The organism is Enterococcus sp. DIV0174 (assembly GCF_050529065.1).
GTDB classification, from domain to species: Bacteria; Bacillota; Bacilli; order Lactobacillales; family Enterococcaceae; genus Enterococcus_B; species Enterococcus_B thailandicus.
The window spans coordinates 2,344,460-2,361,002 of record NZ_CP172881.1 but is presented as its reverse complement, the minus strand read 5'-3'; the positions used below and the strand labels follow the sequence as shown (position 1 = coordinate 2,361,002).

18 protein-coding genes and 1 other annotated feature are annotated in these 16,543 nt (G+C 37.2%); of the genes, 13 read left to right on the top strand and 5 right to left on the bottom strand.

The features are described from left to right. Positions 1–14: 14 nt before the first annotated feature. A complete protein-coding gene (gene recD2 / locus IGJ93_RS11275) occupies positions 15–2,585 on the top strand; it encodes an SF1B family DNA helicase RecD2 (RefSeq protein WP_071868932.1) in 2,571 nt (856 codons plus the stop codon). A 93-nt stretch (positions 2,586–2,678) separates the two neighbouring features. Here recD2 and IGJ93_RS11270 read toward each other — a convergent pair whose 3' ends face one another. Then, a complete protein-coding gene (locus tag IGJ93_RS11270; protein WP_071868933.1) occupies positions 2,679–3,656 on the bottom strand; it encodes a diacylglycerol/lipid kinase family protein in 978 nt (325 codons plus the stop codon). Between the two features lie 488 nt (positions 3,657–4,144). Here IGJ93_RS11270 and IGJ93_RS11265 point away from each other — a divergent pair, with 488 nt between their 5' ends. Further along, a complete protein-coding gene (locus IGJ93_RS11265) occupies positions 4,145–4,642 on the top strand; it encodes a QueT transporter family protein (RefSeq protein ID WP_067482987.1) in 498 nt (165 codons plus the stop codon). Positions 4,643–4,928: 286 nt separating this feature from the next. Here IGJ93_RS11265 and cbpA read toward each other — a convergent pair whose 3' ends face one another. Further along, a complete protein-coding gene (cbpA, locus tag IGJ93_RS11260; RefSeq protein ID WP_067482986.1) occupies positions 4,929–5,567 on the bottom strand; it encodes a cyclic di-AMP binding protein CbpA in 639 nt (212 codons plus the stop codon). 159 nt (positions 5,568–5,726) lie between these two features. Between cbpA and rpmG the strand changes: the two genes are divergently transcribed. The 5 genes from rpmG to IGJ93_RS11235 all read left to right on the top strand — a co-directional run bounded on the left by rpmG (position 5,727) and on the right by IGJ93_RS11235 (position 8,970). Next, a complete protein-coding gene (rpmG, locus tag IGJ93_RS11255; protein WP_067482984.1) occupies positions 5,727–5,879 on the top strand; it encodes a 50S ribosomal protein L33 in 153 nt (50 codons plus the stop codon). Between the two features lie 21 nt (positions 5,880–5,900). Continuing rightward, entirely contained in the window at positions 5,901–6,071 is a 171-nt protein-coding gene (gene secE / locus IGJ93_RS11250) for a preprotein translocase subunit SecE (RefSeq protein WP_067482982.1), read from the top strand. 99 nt (positions 6,072–6,170) lie between these two features. After that, positions 6,171–6,716: a transcription termination/antitermination protein NusG gene (gene nusG / locus IGJ93_RS11245; RefSeq protein ID WP_067482980.1), complete on the top strand. Its 546-nt coding sequence runs from the start codon at positions 6,171–6,173 to the stop codon at positions 6,714–6,716. A 96-nt stretch (positions 6,717–6,812) separates the two neighbouring features. Continuing rightward, the gene (locus IGJ93_RS11240) at positions 6,813–7,718 is read left to right on the top strand and encodes an alpha/beta fold hydrolase (RefSeq protein WP_430596946.1); all 906 of its coding nucleotides are present in this window, start codon (positions 6,813–6,815) and stop codon (positions 7,716–7,718) included. Between the two features lie 151 nt (positions 7,719–7,869). After that, positions 7,870–8,970 (top strand): lactate oxidase, encoded by a 1,101-nt coding sequence (locus IGJ93_RS11235; RefSeq protein WP_067482971.1) that lies wholly within the window; start codon positions 7,870–7,872, stop codon positions 8,968–8,970. 480 nt (positions 8,971–9,450) lie between these two features. Here the strand turns inward: IGJ93_RS11235 and IGJ93_RS11230 are convergent, their stop codons facing one another. Then, the gene (locus tag IGJ93_RS11230; protein ID WP_067482967.1) at positions 9,451–9,996 is read right to left on the bottom strand and encodes a hypothetical protein; all 546 of its coding nucleotides are present in this window, start codon (positions 9,994–9,996) and stop codon (positions 9,451–9,453) included. Positions 9,997–10,124: 128 nt separating this feature from the next. On the opposite strand from IGJ93_RS11230, the gene IGJ93_RS11225 reads away from it, so the two are divergent. Further along, positions 10,125–10,598: a helix-turn-helix transcriptional regulator gene (locus IGJ93_RS11225; protein WP_067482965.1), complete on the top strand. Its 474-nt coding sequence runs from the start codon at positions 10,125–10,127 to the stop codon at positions 10,596–10,598. Between the two features lie 242 nt (positions 10,599–10,840). On the opposite strand, the gene sdaAA is transcribed toward IGJ93_RS11225, so the two are convergent. Then, a complete protein-coding gene (gene sdaAA / locus IGJ93_RS11220; protein WP_067482964.1) occupies positions 10,841–11,713 on the bottom strand; it encodes an L-serine ammonia-lyase, iron-sulfur-dependent, subunit alpha in 873 nt (290 codons plus the stop codon). 17 nt (positions 11,714–11,730) lie between these two features. After that, positions 11,731–12,399: an L-serine ammonia-lyase, iron-sulfur-dependent subunit beta gene (gene sdaAB / locus IGJ93_RS11215; protein WP_067482958.1), complete on the bottom strand. Its 669-nt coding sequence runs from the start codon at positions 12,397–12,399 to the stop codon at positions 11,731–11,733. A 326-nt stretch (positions 12,400–12,725) separates the two neighbouring features. On the opposite strand from sdaAB, the gene rplK reads away from it, so the two are divergent. From rplK to IGJ93_RS11190, 5 genes are all read left to right on the top strand, one after another. Continuing rightward, positions 12,726–13,148 (top strand): 50S ribosomal protein L11, encoded by a 423-nt coding sequence (rplK, locus tag IGJ93_RS11210; RefSeq protein ID WP_067482956.1) that lies wholly within the window; start codon positions 12,726–12,728, stop codon positions 13,146–13,148. A 108-nt stretch (positions 13,149–13,256) separates the two neighbouring features. After that, positions 13,257–13,946: a 50S ribosomal protein L1 gene (rplA, locus tag IGJ93_RS11205; protein WP_067482954.1), complete on the top strand. Its 690-nt coding sequence runs from the start codon at positions 13,257–13,259 to the stop codon at positions 13,944–13,946. 82 nt (positions 13,947–14,028) lie between these two features. Beyond that, positions 14,029–14,154 (top strand) — a sequence feature (ribosomal protein L10 leader region). A 118-nt stretch (positions 14,155–14,272) separates the two neighbouring features. Further along, positions 14,273–14,776, top strand: coding sequence for a 50S ribosomal protein L10 (gene rplJ, locus IGJ93_RS11200; protein ID WP_067482952.1), 504 nt, complete (start codon positions 14,273–14,275; stop codon positions 14,774–14,776). A gap of 50 nt (positions 14,777–14,826) precedes the next feature. Then, entirely contained in the window at positions 14,827–15,195 is a 369-nt protein-coding gene (rplL, locus tag IGJ93_RS11195) for a 50S ribosomal protein L7/L12 (protein ID WP_067482950.1), read from the top strand. Between the two features lie 634 nt (positions 15,196–15,829). Then, positions 15,830–16,525 (top strand): TVP38/TMEM64 family protein, encoded by a 696-nt coding sequence (locus IGJ93_RS11190; RefSeq protein WP_067482948.1) that lies wholly within the window; start codon positions 15,830–15,832, stop codon positions 16,523–16,525. The last annotated feature ends 18 nt before the right edge of the window (positions 16,526–16,543 follow it).

Sequence of the window (16,543 nt, the reverse complement as noted above, 5' to 3'; positions counted from 1 at the left end):
AGGAGGCGGCTTCGATGCAGCCAGAAGAAATGCCATATTTCGTTGGGACAGTTGCCGCGATTTTTTTTCAAAATCCAAGTAATTTTTATAAAGTTCTCTTAGTCCATGTGAATGAAACGAGTGCAGATTATCGAGAAAAAGAAATTGTCGTTACGGGGAGTTTCGGGGAAATCCAAGAAAATGAGACGTATCGTTTCTATGGTGAACTAGTTGACCATCCTAAATACGGCCGTCAGTTAAAAGTTGAACGTTATGAGCAAGAAAAACCAACAACGGCTAATGGGATCGTTTCGTATCTCTCAAGTGAAAAATTTCCAGGGATTGGTAAAAAAACAGCTGAAAAAATTGTTGAGATGCTGGGGGAAGATGCCATTGAAAAAATCATTGAAGATCCTTCTCTTTTACGACAAATCTCTGGTTTAACGAAACCAAAGCGTGACATGATTGCTGAAACGATTCGCTTGAATCACGGAATGGATCAAGTCATTATGGGATTGAATCGCTATGGCTTCGGTAGTCAATTGGCTTTCAGCATCTATCAAGCATACAAAAATGAAGCGTTAGATATTATTCAAGAAAACCCGTATCAATTAGTCGAAGATATCGAAGGAATCGGGTTTAAACGAGCGGACAATTTGGCAGAACAAATTGGGATTGCTTCTGACTCGCCAAGACGAATCCGTGCGGCTATTTTACATCAAATTTTTCAACACAGTGTCCAAACAGGTGATACTTATGTTCCCGCTGACACACTATTGGAGCAAACGATCCGGATTTTAGAAACCAGTCGTCCAGTTGAGATTGAACCCGATCAAGTTGCCACAGTCATTATTCAGCTAGTCGAAGAAGGAAAAATCCAGCAAGAGGAAACTAACCTATATGAAAACAGCTTGTATTTTTCAGAGTGGGGGATCGGCAATTCAATTCAACGATTGTTAAGTCGTAAAAAAGAAATTCATTATCCTGAAAAAGAAGTCACTAAGAACATTCGACGCGTCGAAAAAATCTTTGGAATTCAATATGGTGATTCACAAGAAAAAGCGATTGCTGAAGCGATTCGCTCGCCTTTATTTATTTTAACTGGTGGGCCGGGAACGGGGAAAACAACAGTCATCAACGGAATCGTCAATTTGTTTGCTGAACTAAATGGAATTGAACTAGATCCCAATAAATATACGCAAGAACTATTTCCTATTTTATTGGCAGCACCAACAGGTCGGGCAGCTAAACGGATGAATGAAACAACGGGTTTACCGGCAAGTACGATTCATCGTCTACTTGGCTTGAATGGGCGTGAAAAAACACCTTCTGTCAGTACCAAGGAATTAGAAGGCGGTTTATTAATTGTGGATGAAATGTCGATGGTTGATACGTGGTTAGCAAATACTTTGTTTAAAGCAATTCCAACAAATATGCAGGTGATTTTAGTTGGAGATAAAGACCAGCTGCCATCTGTTGGTCCTGGGCAAGTTTTACATGATTTGCTAAACATCGAACAGATTCCAAAAATGGAGCTCAATGAGATTTATCGCCAAGGCGACGGATCCAGTATTATTCCGTTAGCACATGAAATCAAGGAAGGGCGCTTGCCTAGTGATTTTACGAAAAATCAAAAAGATCGCTCTTTTTTTAGAAGTGATGCGTACCAAATCGAACCTTTGATTTCGCAGATCGTAGAAAAAGCTAAAAATAAAGGATTTACTGCGCAAGATATTCAATTATTAGCTCCGATGTATCGAGGGGCAGCAGGAATTGATGCACTGAATAAAATGATGCAAGAAATTTTTAATCCAGGTGGACCAAATAAAAAAGAAGTTCGATGGAATGAAACAGTTTATCGAATTGGCGACAAAGTATTACAATTAGTCAATACGCCAGAATTGAATGTTTTCAACGGTGATATGGGTGTGATTACGGGAATTATTTTAGCAAAGGATTCTGACGATAAAGTGGATGAATTAGTCATTCAATTTGATGCAAATGAGGTAACGTATAAGCGAAACGAGTGGAATAAAATTACTTTGTCTTACTGTTGCTCGATCCATAAATCACAAGGTAGTGAATTTAAGATGGTTATCTTGCCAATGGTGCATCAGTATCAACGAATGTTGCAACGTAATTTATTGTATACGGCAGTTACCCGAAGTAAAGACCTGTTGATTTTGCTTGGAGAAGAACAAGCTTACCTGACTTGTGTGAAAAATGAAACTGCTAGTCGAATGACAACCTTGAAGCGAAGAATTGAAGAAAATGATAGCATGACGCTTGTGACACGGACGAAGTTGACTGCTTATGAAGATTCGTTAGCTGGAAATGATCCTTTTGAAGATGGTTCCTATACAAGTGAAGTATCAGAAAAAGTAGTAAAGACAGCCAAAAAAGAAGAGCGTACTGTTTCCAACAAAAAAGAAGTAAGAAATGAATTTATTGTCGAAGAAGTTCCTTTGTTTGAAACACAAACGATCGAAACGGAAAAAGAAGTGGCATCAAACGAACAACCTAAAACGTATATTTTAACAAGTGAAGCAATTGAAAATCAAACAATCGATCCAATGATTGGGATGGAAAAGATTCGTTTGCAATGAAAAAATACTAAAATTAGCGGGTAAAATCAACCATCGTTGATTTTACCCGCTAATTGCTTTTTAGCATGTATTAATTGTTTTAGAAACATGACCTTATTTTTTCGTCTGGCACCAGAATGACTGGTTTTTTGTTCCAAACTGTAAATCAAATGATTGAGGTGCAATGTCTTCACCGTCTGCTTGACCAAACTGGGGAGTCGTGGAAACGATGCGTAGTTTGCTTGTAGTAAAGTGATGGAAATTTTTTGATTTCAATTGTTTCTTTTGTAGTAATAAAATCACGATCCAAATAATTTTGAATAAATTAATTCTTTCAACCACAACGAAATCAATCGTTGGCTTAAATGCCTCAGCAGTTGGTGCAATAGCAACGCCGCCCCCAAAATAAGGATGGTTGGTTGTAGTACAAAGAAAAGCTTTTTCAAAATTTATTGTTTTCCCGCCAACATCTACCAAAATTGGGAATCCTTTTTGTGTAAAAAAGACACGTAAAATGGATAAAATATAGGAAAGTGAGCCTAAATTATATTTATTTAAGCGCTCTTTGGTAGCAGAATGGTTTGTTGCATGAACGATTGCTGCATCAAGACCAATTCCCAAATTGTTGACTAAAACCCCTTTAGTATCGGTCACTTGTTCTTGATAAGTCAGCAGATTGATTTCCTGTGGCTCGGTTGTGTTCAATAAATTAGTGACCGCTTGTTCTGTATTGCGAGATAAGCCAATTCCTCGAGCAAAATCATTTCCAGAACCAGCTGGAACATAAGCAACGGGGAATTCCAAATCTAATTGGTAAAAGGTATTTAAAACTTGGTGTAGCGTACCGTCACCACCGACGATAACTAGGAGTGGAAAGGTAGTCAATGTTTCTTGATTTTCAGTAGTCCATGGCACCAGTGTAGCTTTGGCAAGTTGTTCCGCTAGCTCTGCATCATGTCCGGGATATTCTGAATAGTAGACAGAATAGGTAGCTCGATACTGATCGAAGATAGGTAACATTTTATCGGCGACTTTCTGTCCATTGCCACTTCCAGCAGCTCGGTTGATTAAAAGATGATAATGAAAATTCATGTGTGCCTCCTGTGGCTAACGCAAAAAAAGATCTTTTTTTGCAGATTCCTAGTTATTATAGCAGAGGAAATCCGAAATAAAAAAGAACTTACACGAAAAAAACAAAAAAAGTCTAGCAAGTGCTTAATCCTTAACTGCGTAAGGAGAAGAATTCTAAGGTTCGAAATGTCCACTTAGTTCTTCCGCTGCTTGCTAGACCCTGGTAATAGTAAGAGGTAGCTCAAATTCCCACACCTTTCTGTTGTTTATTTAAGTTCATAACAATTCTCTGCGTGCAAAACCTACTTCGTTTGCGTGACGGGGAATTCCTATGTCCTCTTACACTTACTTTATACCATAAAACGTACGTTTTTGCAAGCGTTTGCACTGGTGCTGGCTACTAAAAAAGCAAAAGTATGGTTGAAAAGTAAAAGACATCTGCTATAATACCCTTTGCGGTTCGTCGACCATCCCGCGTTAACAAAACTAGGAGAAAAGAGGAAAAGGAAATGAAAACAAAGAGTAATCAGCGTTTAAGAGTAGTAATGATTAACGGAATTGTGATGGCTTTATATTTGGCGTTAACTTTTATTACACCACTTTCATCAGGTCCCGTTCAAATTCGGATTTCGGAAAGCTTGAACCATTTAGTCGTCTTCAACCGAAAATTATTATGGGGTGTCTTGGGTGGTGTAGTTGTATATAATGCATTTTTTGGCTTTGGTATTTTAGATGTCCTGTTCGGTGGTGGACAAACATTGCTTGCATTAGGTATTACAGCTCTATTGTATAATAAAGTAAAAAATGTCAAAGTTCGCTTAGCATTAAATACGCTATTTTTCACAGTGAGTATGATCTTGATTGCGTATATGCTAGTGCCAACAGGCGGGAAACCTTTTTGGATCACATATGGAACATTGGCGTTGAGTGAGTTCGTGACAATGGCAATCTCGGCACCAATTATGTATTACTTGAATCGAGCAATTGGATTCGATAAAAGAGTATAGATTTTTCTAACACGAGCAATAGCCGACTAAAAAATTATTTGGAGTTCGCTTGTGTCAGCTGGTTAATGAATAATCAATAAACAAAGCAGTTGCGCGAGTAACAGCTTAAACAGCACCGCCAAAATGGGTGGTAAGTGAGTCAATGAAGTTAAAAAGAACTAGCCAACTCTCTTGTTAGAGTGAGGGCTAGTTCTTTTTGTATTTTTGAGAGTTTGCCTAAAAGAGATGAAAATAGAATCTTATACGAAAAAAAGTTACGCCAATTTAGCGTAACTTTTTTTGTTACTTACATATCTCTTAAATTTTCGATTTCGACAACTTTGTAGTTTTTACGTTCCAAATGTTCAACAATTGTATCGCAAAGTTTTTGGTCTGTGTCAGCTGGTAAGGTAATCAATGTGCGACGAATAAATTCGTCTTTGCCAATATCCAATGTGATACAGCTGGCAATGCTGCTGTATTTAGAAATAATTTTAGAAATGGCTGCTAAGTCACCTTGCTTACCCGTAGAAGCAATAGTTAGAACGTAGCTTCCTTGCTCAACGCTCCAAGATTGTGACAACATGTTTAGCAATGTGCTATGCGTCAAGATGCCATAGAAATGATTTTCATCATCGAGAACAGCAATATAAGGTAACTCTTTAATTGTGAAGAACACTTTAAAGAATGAAGTATTCACGTAAATAAACTTTGTCGCATTTTTTAACAGGTGAGTGACTGGCAAAGTCATGTCTCCGCCGTTTGCTTTATGACGGTAGATGTGCATTTTGTAGATATTTCCGCGGAAGATTTTTCCGGATTCATCTAAGATTGGCACACAACGATAACCAGATGTTTCTAAGATTTCAAGTGCTTCTTCTAATGTATTTGTTTCTGTTACAGTTGTTAGATCTTTTTTCTTATATACAAGCGTTTTAAGTAGCATAATAATACCCCCATATCTCATTTTTACTTCATTTCTTACTAATCATATCATAAGTATTTATAAAACAATAGCTAGTACTCATCACAAATTGACAAGAACTTATTTCCATGCTACTGTTAGAGTGTATAAATTTGATTTTCAGTTAGGAGGTAGACACGGATGGCAAAGAAAAAAGCAGCATTAGCTTGTTCCGTTTGTGGCTCTCGAAACTACACCAAATCGGTTAGTGAAGGAAAAAGTGGCGCGCGTTTGGAAATCAATAAATTTTGTAAATATTGTAATCAGTACACATTACATAAAGAAACAAAATAAGAATGAAACGAGGACACAACGGTGAAATTTATTAAAAGTGTATTGGCTGAAATGAAACAAGTTACTTGGCCAACAAAAAGACAATTACGTCGTGACACTTTAGTTGTCATTGAAACATCAATTATTTTTGCTTTGATGTTTTTCATTATGGACACAGCAATCCAAAGCTTGTTTGCATTAGTTCTTAAATAAGACGCTAGTAAACGAGCGTGATTTGTGCTACAATTGGGTGGAAGAAAAACTTCGGGTGACTGAGGTTTTTTTATTTTACAACGAAATGAGGAGCCGTAAATGGAATCTTTTGAAAAAAATTGGTACGTGCTGCACACGTATTCTGGTTATGAAAATAAGGTAAAGGCAAACATTGAATCTCGTGCGCAAAGCATGAAAATGGCTGATTATATTTTCCGTGTCGTTGTCCCAGAAGAAACAGAGACTGAAGTGAAAAATGGCAAAGAAAAAGAAACGGTTCATAAAACATTTCCTGGTTATGTCCTAGTTGAAATGATTATGTCCGACGGTTCTTGGTATGTTGTTCGTAATACTCCAGGAGTAACTGGTTTTGTAGGATCTCACGGTGCTGGTAGTAAACCTGCTCCATTGTTACCTGAAGAAGCAAATCACATTTTACGTTCAATCGGTATGAGCGTACGCCAAAATGATTTAGAAGTTGGCGTTGGCGAAACAGTGAAAATTATTGAAGGTGCATTTGCTGGACTTGAAGGACACGTAACTGAAGTCGATGAAGAAAAAGAAAAACTAAAAGTAAATATCGATATGTTTGGTCGTGAAACAAGTACTGAGCTTGACTTCGATCAAGTAGATAAAATTGACTAATTAAACAGAAACCTGAAATGCTAATCCTAGTGATTGGCGCTTCAGGTTTTTTTAGTAGATAAGACGGATCGTGTGTGAAAAGGAGGAATCAGGTCATTGAAAAAATTTAACTCAAAGAAAATCAATCCTGCTTTGATCATCAGTTTACTTTTATTAGGGCTGGTCATCATGGCTGGTTGTCAAAGAACAAATGATAAATCTAGTTCCAATGCATCTACACAAACTGAACAAACGACGCAAACGAGCGATGCGTCAAAGAAGTCAACGACACCAACACTTTTTTTTCATGGCTACAGTGGAACAGTCAATTCTTTTAAGGGCATGTTGCAACGGTTAGAAGAAACGCAACTAGCAAAGCAATCGCTTCAGTTGACGGTCAGTCCAGATGGAACGGTTCAAGCAACAGGCAAGTTAAGTCAGCAGGCAGAAAATCCAATGATTCAAGTTTTGTTTACTGATAATGTCAACAATGAGTGGAATCAGACGGAGTGGATCAAAAACTGTTTAACCTATTTACAAACAACGTATGGTGTGGAAAAAGTGAATGTTGTTGGGCATTCGATGGGGGGCGTAAGTGCATTGCGCTACTTGGTAACTTATGGCCAAGAGCCTTCGTTACCTCAAGTCGAAAAATTTGTAGCGATTGGTGCGCCATTTAATGACTTTACAGATGATAGTGCACAAACTTTAACAGATGAACTAGCAAATGGTCCGGCAGTCACTTCCAGTCGCTATCAAGACTATCAGCAAATGATTGACAATGTTCCTACACAGACAAAGGTGTTGTTAATTGCGGGGCAGTTAAGTCAAACAGATTTAAGTGATGGAACGGTGCCACTCAATAGTGCGTTAGCTGTATTTGCTTTGCTAACCCAGCACGGAAACCAAGTGAAGGAAAAAGTCATCGAAGGAGATAACGCTTCCCATAGTATGCTTCATGAAAATCAAGAAGTAGATCAACTTGTGCAGAAATTTATTTGGGAAGAGAATGCAGCTAGTTAAAAAATTGATAAAGTAAGAACTTTTAGTTGAAATATATTGGGCGTTAGCTATTTTAAGCTAGCGCTCTTTTTGTCGAGTATAAATATTTGCTTACTTTTTGTAAGAGTAATATACTTAATTTCGTAAAGTTGAAAAGAAAGAAGGAGTCAAAATGACTTATCATACAAGTAATGAAGAACATCCAATCGAAATCGTAAACATTGCATCACTAGAAGACCGCGTGAAAGAACGTATGGAAGCGGGGGCTTTCGGTTATATTCGTGGCGGTTCTGAAGATGAATGGACGATGAAAGAAAATACTTCTGCATTCAATACTAAAAAAATTATGCCACGCGTCTTGCGCGGGATTGATCATGCTGATTTACACACGTCTGTTTTTGGTATTGATTTAGATACACCAATTATTCAAGCACCATCAGCTGCGCAAGGATTAGCTCATGAAAAAGGTGAGGCGGATACTGCAAAAGGTGTAGCAGCAGCTGGTTCAATTTTTTCAATCAGTACGTATGCGAATACAACAATTAAAGACGCCGCTGCAGCAGCACCAAATGCGCCACAATTTTTCCAACTATATATGAGTAAAGATGATGGTTTCAATGAATTTATTTTGACGCAAGCGATGGAAGCCGGAGCAAAAGCAATTATTCTTACTGCGGACTCAACATTAGGTGGTTATCGTGAAGAAGACGTCATCAATCAATTCCAATTCCCATTACCAATGCCTAACTTAGCTGCTTATAGCGAGCAGAGTGCTAGTGGAAGTGGTGAAGGAAAAGGAATTGCTGAAATTTATGCTGCTGCTAAACAAGGGCTAGTTCCAGATGATATCAAAAAAATCAAAGAATTTACTCATCTTCCTGTTTTTGTAAAAGGAATTCAATCACCAGAAGACGCCGAAGTTGCAATTGCTGCTGGAGCAGATGGTATCTGGGTTTCAAATCATGGTGGACGTCAATTAGATGGTGGTCCTGCCTCATTTGAAGTATTACCAATGATTGCTGCAACAGTTAATAAACGTGTACCAATTGTTTTTGATTCAGGCGTACGTCGTGGTGAACATGTTTTCAAAGCATTGGCAAGTGGTGCGGACTTAGTAGCAATAGGTCGTCCAGTGATTTATGGGTTGAATTTAGGCGGAGCAGAAGGCGTAACTTCTGTTTTTGAACATTTCAATAAAGAACTATCAATTACTATGCAATTGGCTGGAACAAAAACAATTGAAGAAGTAAAAAATACAACATTGTTGGATTAGGTGAGGGAGTTGTAGTCAAAAACTTTCTATCTACATTTAAATACACTAATAAAATGGAGAAAGAGCAGTGACGAAAATTTTGTCACTGCTCTTTCTCTGAATAAACGGTGTTCAAGAAGTAACTCCTTCGTAAATAAGTCGAAGTGTCACAAACATTTGAGAAGAGATTTTTAGAAAGTCCTTCTTATTTTTTTGAAGGTGCCCACCTTTGTTACAGCCACTTTATTATCAAGATTTTTGTAAGAACAATCAATTTAGTGAATTCGGCTAATTATTTTTTTCTTGATAAAAGATCTTGTACTTCGTAAGTGTGAAGTTGCTGCTTAATTTGGTCAATTTCATCTTGCTGTCTAGCGGATTTGATAGATAAAGATATTACGGCTCCTGAGAGTAATAAGATTGTGATGAAATCATAGTGATCAATAAAAAATTTAAAAAATTCCCTAAATATGTTCATTTCTATTCCTTTCGTAAGACAAATTAACGATTGTACATGTAATCATCAAAACCTAGTGCTGCTGGAAAGCCAAATGAGGCTGTAATTCTAGCCATTATCCAACCACCATTAGGTTTATATTCTTTTTTAGAAAGAATACCACGAGATACACATTGCTTAGCAGCGTATCTACCAACATTGTACATTCCTTGAATAATTGCAATAGCCGAGGCGATAATCCCTAAAATGACTTCAATACCAACTCTGGAATGAGACTTGGTACTTAAAAACTCAAGATAACCATTCAGTAATTCATCGTGATTTTCAGAAGTGACAGTTTTTCCATAAAAATATGCTTCAAAGTATTTTACGGAAAAGCTACTAGCATTTTCTTTTAAGTATGTCACAGCTTGGTTATAGTTTTGATTATTTTCATTAAGGACGTATGTTTCTTGTGTGCTTGTTTGTTCATTAGTCAGTTTAATCTGATTGTTTTCTTCAGCTAAGACAGTAACTGTTGGGGCAAGAGCTCCAGAAATTGTAATAACTGATAATAAACCTGTAACAACTTTTAAATTTTTTGCCAACATTCTCAACACTTCTTTCTAAAATTTTTCTTTACAAAAATAACTTACTACGTAATGATGTAATTAACTATCAAAGGTGTTTTACATAAGGCTTTACATTCGTAAAACTATATAGGAAAGGGGTTTGTTTGATGGCTATGTACCAAAAAATAAAAGCAGAAAGATTGAAAAAAGAACTAACACAAGAAGAATTAGCAGAAAAAATCTTAGTTTCTAGACAAACAATTTCTAATTGGGAAAATCAACGAGCGATTCCTACTACGGATAATATTATTCTATTGTCTCAATTGTTTGATTTGCCAGTTGATTATTTTTATTCTGAAAATGAAGTGATGGACTCAGAATATCTGAGTAAACGAGTGAGAAAAAATAGATTATTTGAAATGCAAGATTTGAAATTATGGAACCTTGCTTTGATTATTCTTTTAGTAATTGCGCTACTTATTCCTTACTCCGCGCCGATTGCTCTTTCCATGATTTTTACGTGGAAGAATAAAATTACTCCAAAACAATTTAAACGAGCGGCTGCACTGATAATTGTGATCGTTTCGCTTGATATTTCAGCGATGCTTATAGTGTTCCTTTATTTTGTAGGGTATAAATAGATAGAGCAGATAATAAATAAAAATAATTCATTCGTTTATAGTAAAAGGTCAATTATTAAGCTAAGAACTTTTTCTGAAGCAACAATGTATTTCAACATAGTAGTAGGCTGGCCGTGATAGGATGCATGAATTTATCGGTTAACAAATACATAGGTAAAGAAAATAAAAAACCTGAAGACAACAACCATGAAAGGATTGTTGTCTTCAGGTTGGTCGAGGCAGAATTATCTGCCCCGACCTTTTTAAGCTTGTTTAGTTAACAGCTCATTGGTTAAGCGCTGTGCAGTTGGCGTAGTAGCTAGACCACCCTCAGCCGTTTCTTTGAAAATCGATGGCATTTGACGACCAACTTGATACATAGCAGCAACTACTTCGTCTGGTGGGATGACGCTTTCGATTCCTGCAAGTGCCATGTCTGCTGAAATAAAAGCTTGTGAGGAACCTAAAGCATTTCGTTTCACACAGGGAACTTCTACTAGTCCTGCAACAGGATCACAAATCAGTCCCATCATATTTTTTAAAGTAATGGCAATTGCTTGAGCAGCTTGATGAGGTGTGCCATTTTTAGCACAAACTAAAGCCGCAGCTGCCATTGCGCTAGCGGAACCAACCTCCGCTTGACAACCGCCTTCGGCACCGCTGATTGAAGCATTGTTTGCAATGACTAATCCAAATGCTCCTGCTGTGAATAAAAAGTCTAGTTGTTGCTCGTGTGTCAAAGAAAGACGTTCACGAACGGCCATTAATACACCGGGGACAACGCCCGCACTTCCAGCAGTTGGTGTTGCACAGATGAGTCCCATTTTGGCGTTGACTTCATTCACTGCGATGGCATTTCTTACTGCTGTTAAAATCGTATCACCGCTCAAAAAATCACCTTGTTCTAAGTAAGTATCTAAACGTTTTGCATCTCCACCAGTAATTCCTGTGACAGAAGTAACGCCAGCTTTTCCTTCAGTGATTGATTGCTCCATGACTGCTAGATTTTTTTCCATGATTTGAATGATGTGTTCGCGCGAACGGCCGCTCATTTCCATCTCGGTTGCAATCATTAGCTCTGCGACAGATGAGTAGTCTTTTGCTTGTTCGACTAATTCTTCAATTGATAAAAACATAGGCTTTGCAGACTCCTTTAATCAAAGTAATTCACGCTATCAATATGTGGTAGCTGTTGTAGTTTTCGGACAGTTTCTTCGACTTGTGGATCATCCACTTCGATAATCATAATGGCATTTTCACCTTTTGACTCTCTTGTCACGGTCATCGTTCCGATATTTGTGTTTGTTTCGGAAAGAATATTGGTCACTTTGGCAATCATTCCAGGAACGTCTTGATGGACAACAATAAGTGTTGGTGTTCCCATACTTAAAGAAATCTTGAAACCGTTGAGTTCGGAAATCTGAATATTTCCGCCTCCAATCGAGATACCAGTGACTGACAATTTCCGTTTTCCTTTTGATAAAAGCATTTTGACTGAGTTTGGATGTTCTGCTTTTTCACTTTTTGGTACGAATAAAACTTCCATCCCAGCTTCATACGCTAATTTTAGTGAATCAGCTAAACGTTCATCATCAGGTTCCATTCCCAACAAACCACCAACCAAAGCAATGTCGGTACCGTGGCCACGATAAGTTTTCGCAAATGACTCATAAAGGTAAATATCAACAGAATCTGGTTGCTCACCAAAAATACTGCGAATCACTTTGCCAATTCTAGCTGCTCCAGCTGTATGAGAACTGCTTGGACCAATCATCACTGGCCCGATAATATCAAAGACGCTTCTATACTTTAACTCTTTCATTTTTTCACCTCGTCAAATTCTTAAGGAAAAAAGTTTCTACAAACTTCATTTTTCGTACATTTAATTATTCTGGCGTAAGTTTAGCACAAAAGGACGAAAGAAAGAAAAAAATCTTTCCTTTATAAGAAAATTTTTAGCACTTTTTGCTGATAACTATAAAAATAATCAAAAAAATTCTTGAAAATATGATTGGATTTGCTATAATGTATCAGTGTGCATTGAAATGCACATTTTTATCTAACTTTTTTAAATTGATAGATGAAAACGTGGGAGGAGAAATATGTATCTCCAATTAACCACATCACGGACTTAAGGAGGTATGTCTCGTGGCAAAGAAAGTAGAAAAAATCGTTAAATTGCAAATTCCTGCAGGTAAAGCAACTCCAGCACCACCAGTAGGTCCTGCACTAGGTCAAGCGGGTATCAACATTATGGGATTCACTAAAGAATTCAACGCTCGTACAGCTGATCAAGCAGGCTTGATTATCCCAGTTGTAATCTCAGTATATGAAGATCGTTCATTTACGTTTGTTACAAAAACACCACCAGCTGCAGTTTTATTGAAAAAATCAGCTAAAATCGAAAAAGGTTCAGGTGAACCAAACAAAAATAAAGTTGCTACAATTTCTAGCGATCAAGTAAGAGAAATCGCTGAATTGAAAATGGAAGACCTAAACGCTGCTAACGTTGAATCAGCAATGCGCATGGTTGAAGGAACTGCACGAAGCATGGGTATCGTTGTAGAATAATTTATTCTACCGTCCCCAAGAAAGTAGCTTCTCAGTTGGCTCTGTATTGAAAGATATAGAACACGTGGGAGGTACAACCGTTATAACCACAATCAAGGAGGAAACAAAATGGCTAAAAAGAGCAAAAAAATGCAAGATGCATTAAAAAAAGTTGATTCAAGTAAAGTTTATCCTGTTGCAGAAGCAGTAGCTTTGGCAAAAGAAACTAACATTGCAAAATTCGACGCAACTGTTGAAGTTGCTTACCGTTTGAATGTTGACCCTAAAAAAGCAGACCAACAAATTCGTGGTGCTGTTGTATTACCAAACGGAACTGGTAAAACACAATCTGTTTTAGTATTCGCTAAAGGCGAAAAAGCAAAAGAAGCTGAAGCAGCTGGTGCAGATTTCGTTGGTGACGACGACATGGTTCAAAAAATCCAAGGTGGATGGTTTGACTTTGACGTAGTTGTTGCAACACCTGATATGATGGCAACTGTTGGTAAATTAGGTCGTGTATTAGGACCTAAAGGCTTAATGCCTAACCCTAAAACTGGAACAGTTACAATGGACGTAACAAAAGCTGTTAACGAAGTAAAAGCTGGTAAAGTAACTTACCGCGTTGACAAAGCTGGTAACGTACATGTTCCAATCGGTAAAGTTTCATTCGATGACGCAAAACTTATCGAAAACTTCCAAACAATCCATGATGTATTAGTGAAAGCTAAACCATCAGCAGCTAAAGGTCAATACATGAAGAATGTTACTGTAACAACAACATTTGGACCTGGTATCCACGTTGACCAAGCTTCTTTCTAATTTTAATTAAGTTAGATAGTTGATTGATCCAACTGAAAAATAATTCTTGACTCAACTAGTTTAGCGTGCTAAGCTAGTTGAGGTTAATAATTAACTTGTACCGAAGACAGTAGGTGGCTTAGCCTTAATTTCCTACCGAGGACGTTTATTGAATAATTTCAATAGTCCCTCTATGTCTACGGTGGCATAGGGTTTTTTTATTGTGAATTACTAAGAAATTAGCTGATGAACAATACTCGCTAAGCGAAGTAAAAAGGATTTCTTTTGAACAGCATAATGAGGCAACTAAAAACTCTTCCATCAAAATTCAGGAGGTGAAACTCAAAATGAGTGAAGCAGCAATCGCAAAAAAAGCAGAAATCGTTGATAAAGTAAGTGAAAAATTTACAGCAGCAGCATCTGTAGTAGTCGTTGACTACCGTGGACTAACTGTTGATGAAGTAACTCGCTTACGTAAACAACTTCGTGATGCAAACGTAGAAATGAAAGTTATCAAAAACTCTATCCTTTCACGTGCTGCAAAACAAGCTGGATTAGAAGGCTTGGACGAAGTATTTACTGGCCCTACAGCCGTTGCATTTAGTAATGAAGATGTAGTTGCACCAGCAAAAATCATGGATGAATTTGCTAAAGAAGCAAAAGCATTAGAAATCAAAGGCGGTATCATCGAAGGTAAAGTATCTTCATTGGAAGAAATTACAGCCTTGGCAAAATTGCCAAACCGCGAAGGTCTTCTTTCTATGTTGCTATCTGTACTACAAGCGCCAGTCCGCAACGTGGCTTACGCTGTCAAAGCAGTCGCAGACAAAGAAGATGGAGATGCAGCTTAATAGCCGCATAGCATAAATAAAACAAACAACATTTAATGGAGGAAATTATCATGGCATTGAACATTGAAAACATCGTTGCTGAGTTAAAAGAAGCAACTATCCTAGAACTTAACGACCTAGTTAAAGCTATTGAAGAAGAATTTGGCGTATCTGCTGCTGCTCCTGTAGCTGCAGCTGGTGCTGTAGCAGGTGCTGCAGCTGAAGAACAAACTGAATTCACTGTAGAATTAACTGCAGCTGGAGACCAAAAAGTTAAAGTTATCAAAGCAGTTCGTGAAGCAACTGGCTTAGGCTTGAAAGAAGCTAAAGCTGTAGTTGACGGCGCTCCTGCACCAGTTAAAGAAGGCGTGTCTAAAGACGAAGCTGAAGAATTAAAAGCTAAACTTGAAGAAGTTGGCGCATCAGTAACAGTTAAATAATTTTTGCTGATTATAGAGCACCGAAATCCTTGATATGATGGGATTTTGGTGCTTTTTTTGTTCTTTGACCATACTTTTTAAGAATTGATATACTTTGCAAACTTGTTTACGGACTAATCTTTTTTTGTATGAGTATAGATGTTCATAGATAGTAGGATGAAATTCGTGAACACTTAGATCATTAAAAATATTTTCTTTACATATTCTGGGTAATATCATTTTTAGAGCTGTTTGAAGATAGGTATATCTTTAAGTCGGAATCATTTCAGACATTTTTGGAACTAGAATTGTTTTTTCCTTTCAGGAATATTGTTACTGTTTGTTGCAATAATAGCCAAGTAAAGAAAGGCATTATTTGATTGATAAAACATATGGGTATAACCACAAAATTGAATCAACTTTGCTGAATATAAAGCACCAGAATCTTTGATATGATCGGATTCAGGTGCTTTTTATGTTGGCTAGTAGTTAATAGCTGTATAAAAGATATAGGTGAACAGGTATTGGACGTGGTTTTGATTTTTTATTCCAAATGTTGTTTAGAAAGTATGATTAGATTAAGGAGGAAACAAAGAAAGAGAAACCTATGCTAAAATAAGATATAAATAGGGAGTATTTGAGAAAAGGAGTATCAATGAAAAAGAGAATAGTTCAAATCATTTTGATTCTATGTGGTATCGGATTGATTTCTTTTATTGGTTATCATGTCTATTTGCAATATGCAAAGGATATTGATATTTTGTTAAATCCAAAGGCAAGTCAGGCGTTATTACAAAAAACAGTACGTTCCCATGGGGTAATTACTGCGGCGTTATTGATTTTATTAACAACAGTGATGTGTGTTGTTCCAGGGATTCCGACATCAATTGTTGGCGTTTTGGTGGGGGTTAGTTATGGTCCAATTCTTGGAAGTCTCATCAATATTAGTGGGAATGCCTTGGGAAACTTATTCGCTATTTTTTTATTACATCACTTAACTTTTTTGGATCAGTCAACCAAAGAAAATCGCTGGGTGAAAGCAATTACTCGAATGAGGCATCCTAAAATAGGTGTGATGATTGGCTACATGGTACCAGTGATTCCTTCTTCCATTGTCAGTTTTACAGCCTATACACTGAATCTATCTTTAAAACAAGTAGCGTTATCGGTGATTTTAGGTGTATTACCGTCATCAATCTTATATGCTTGTGGGGGCGAAGCCTTGTTCCATGGCTATAACAAAACAGCAGTAGGAATTATTGCTAGTGTACTTCTACTGATTGGGTTAGTTGTTATTATTTATAAGGACCGTGAAAAACATCGTCTAGATAAGGTAAAGAAAAGTGAATAAAATGTTCTTAGATGATTT

Excerpts from the sequence above, each read along its gene's own strand:
- rplA (WP_067482954.1), top strand. The coding sequence starts at position 13,257 with ATGGCTAAAAAGAGCAAAAAAATGCAAGATGCATTAAAAAAAGTTGAT.
- IGJ93_RS11235 (WP_067482971.1), top strand. The coding sequence starts at position 7,870 with ATGACTTATCATACAAGTAATGAAGAACATCCAATCGAAATCGTAAAC.
- sdaAB (WP_067482958.1), bottom strand. The coding sequence starts at position 12,399 with ATGAAAGAGTTAAAGTATAGAAGCGTCTTTGATATTATCGGGCCAGTG.
- nusG (WP_067482980.1), top strand. The coding sequence starts at position 6,171 with ATGGAATCTTTTGAAAAAAATTGGTACGTGCTGCACACGTATTCTGGT.
- IGJ93_RS11230 (WP_067482967.1), bottom strand. The coding sequence starts at position 9,996 with ATGTTGGCAAAAAATTTAAAAGTTGTTACAGGTTTATTATCAGTTATT.
- rplJ (WP_067482952.1), top strand. The coding sequence starts at position 14,273 with ATGAGTGAAGCAGCAATCGCAAAAAAAGCAGAAATCGTTGATAAAGTA.
- IGJ93_RS11270 (WP_071868933.1), bottom strand. The coding sequence starts at position 3,656 with ATGAATTTTCATTATCATCTTTTAATCAACCGAGCTGCTGGAAGTGGC.
- IGJ93_RS11190 (WP_067482948.1), top strand. The coding sequence starts at position 15,830 with ATGAAAAAGAGAATAGTTCAAATCATTTTGATTCTATGTGGTATCGGA.
- sdaAA (WP_067482964.1), bottom strand. The coding sequence starts at position 11,713 with ATGTTTTTATCAATTGAAGAATTAGTCGAACAAGCAAAAGACTACTCA.
- cbpA (WP_067482986.1), bottom strand. The coding sequence starts at position 5,567 with ATGCTACTTAAAACGCTTGTATATAAGAAAAAAGATCTAACAACTGTA.
- rpmG (WP_067482984.1), top strand. The coding sequence starts at position 5,727 with ATGGCAAAGAAAAAAGCAGCATTAGCTTGTTCCGTTTGTGGCTCTCGA.
- IGJ93_RS11265 (WP_067482987.1), top strand. The coding sequence starts at position 4,145 with ATGAAAACAAAGAGTAATCAGCGTTTAAGAGTAGTAATGATTAACGGA.
- recD2 (WP_071868932.1), top strand. The coding sequence starts at position 15 with ATGCAGCCAGAAGAAATGCCATATTTCGTTGGGACAGTTGCCGCGATT.
- rplL (WP_067482950.1), top strand. The coding sequence starts at position 14,827 with ATGGCATTGAACATTGAAAACATCGTTGCTGAGTTAAAAGAAGCAACT.
- IGJ93_RS11225 (WP_067482965.1), top strand. The coding sequence starts at position 10,125 with ATGGCTATGTACCAAAAAATAAAAGCAGAAAGATTGAAAAAAGAACTA.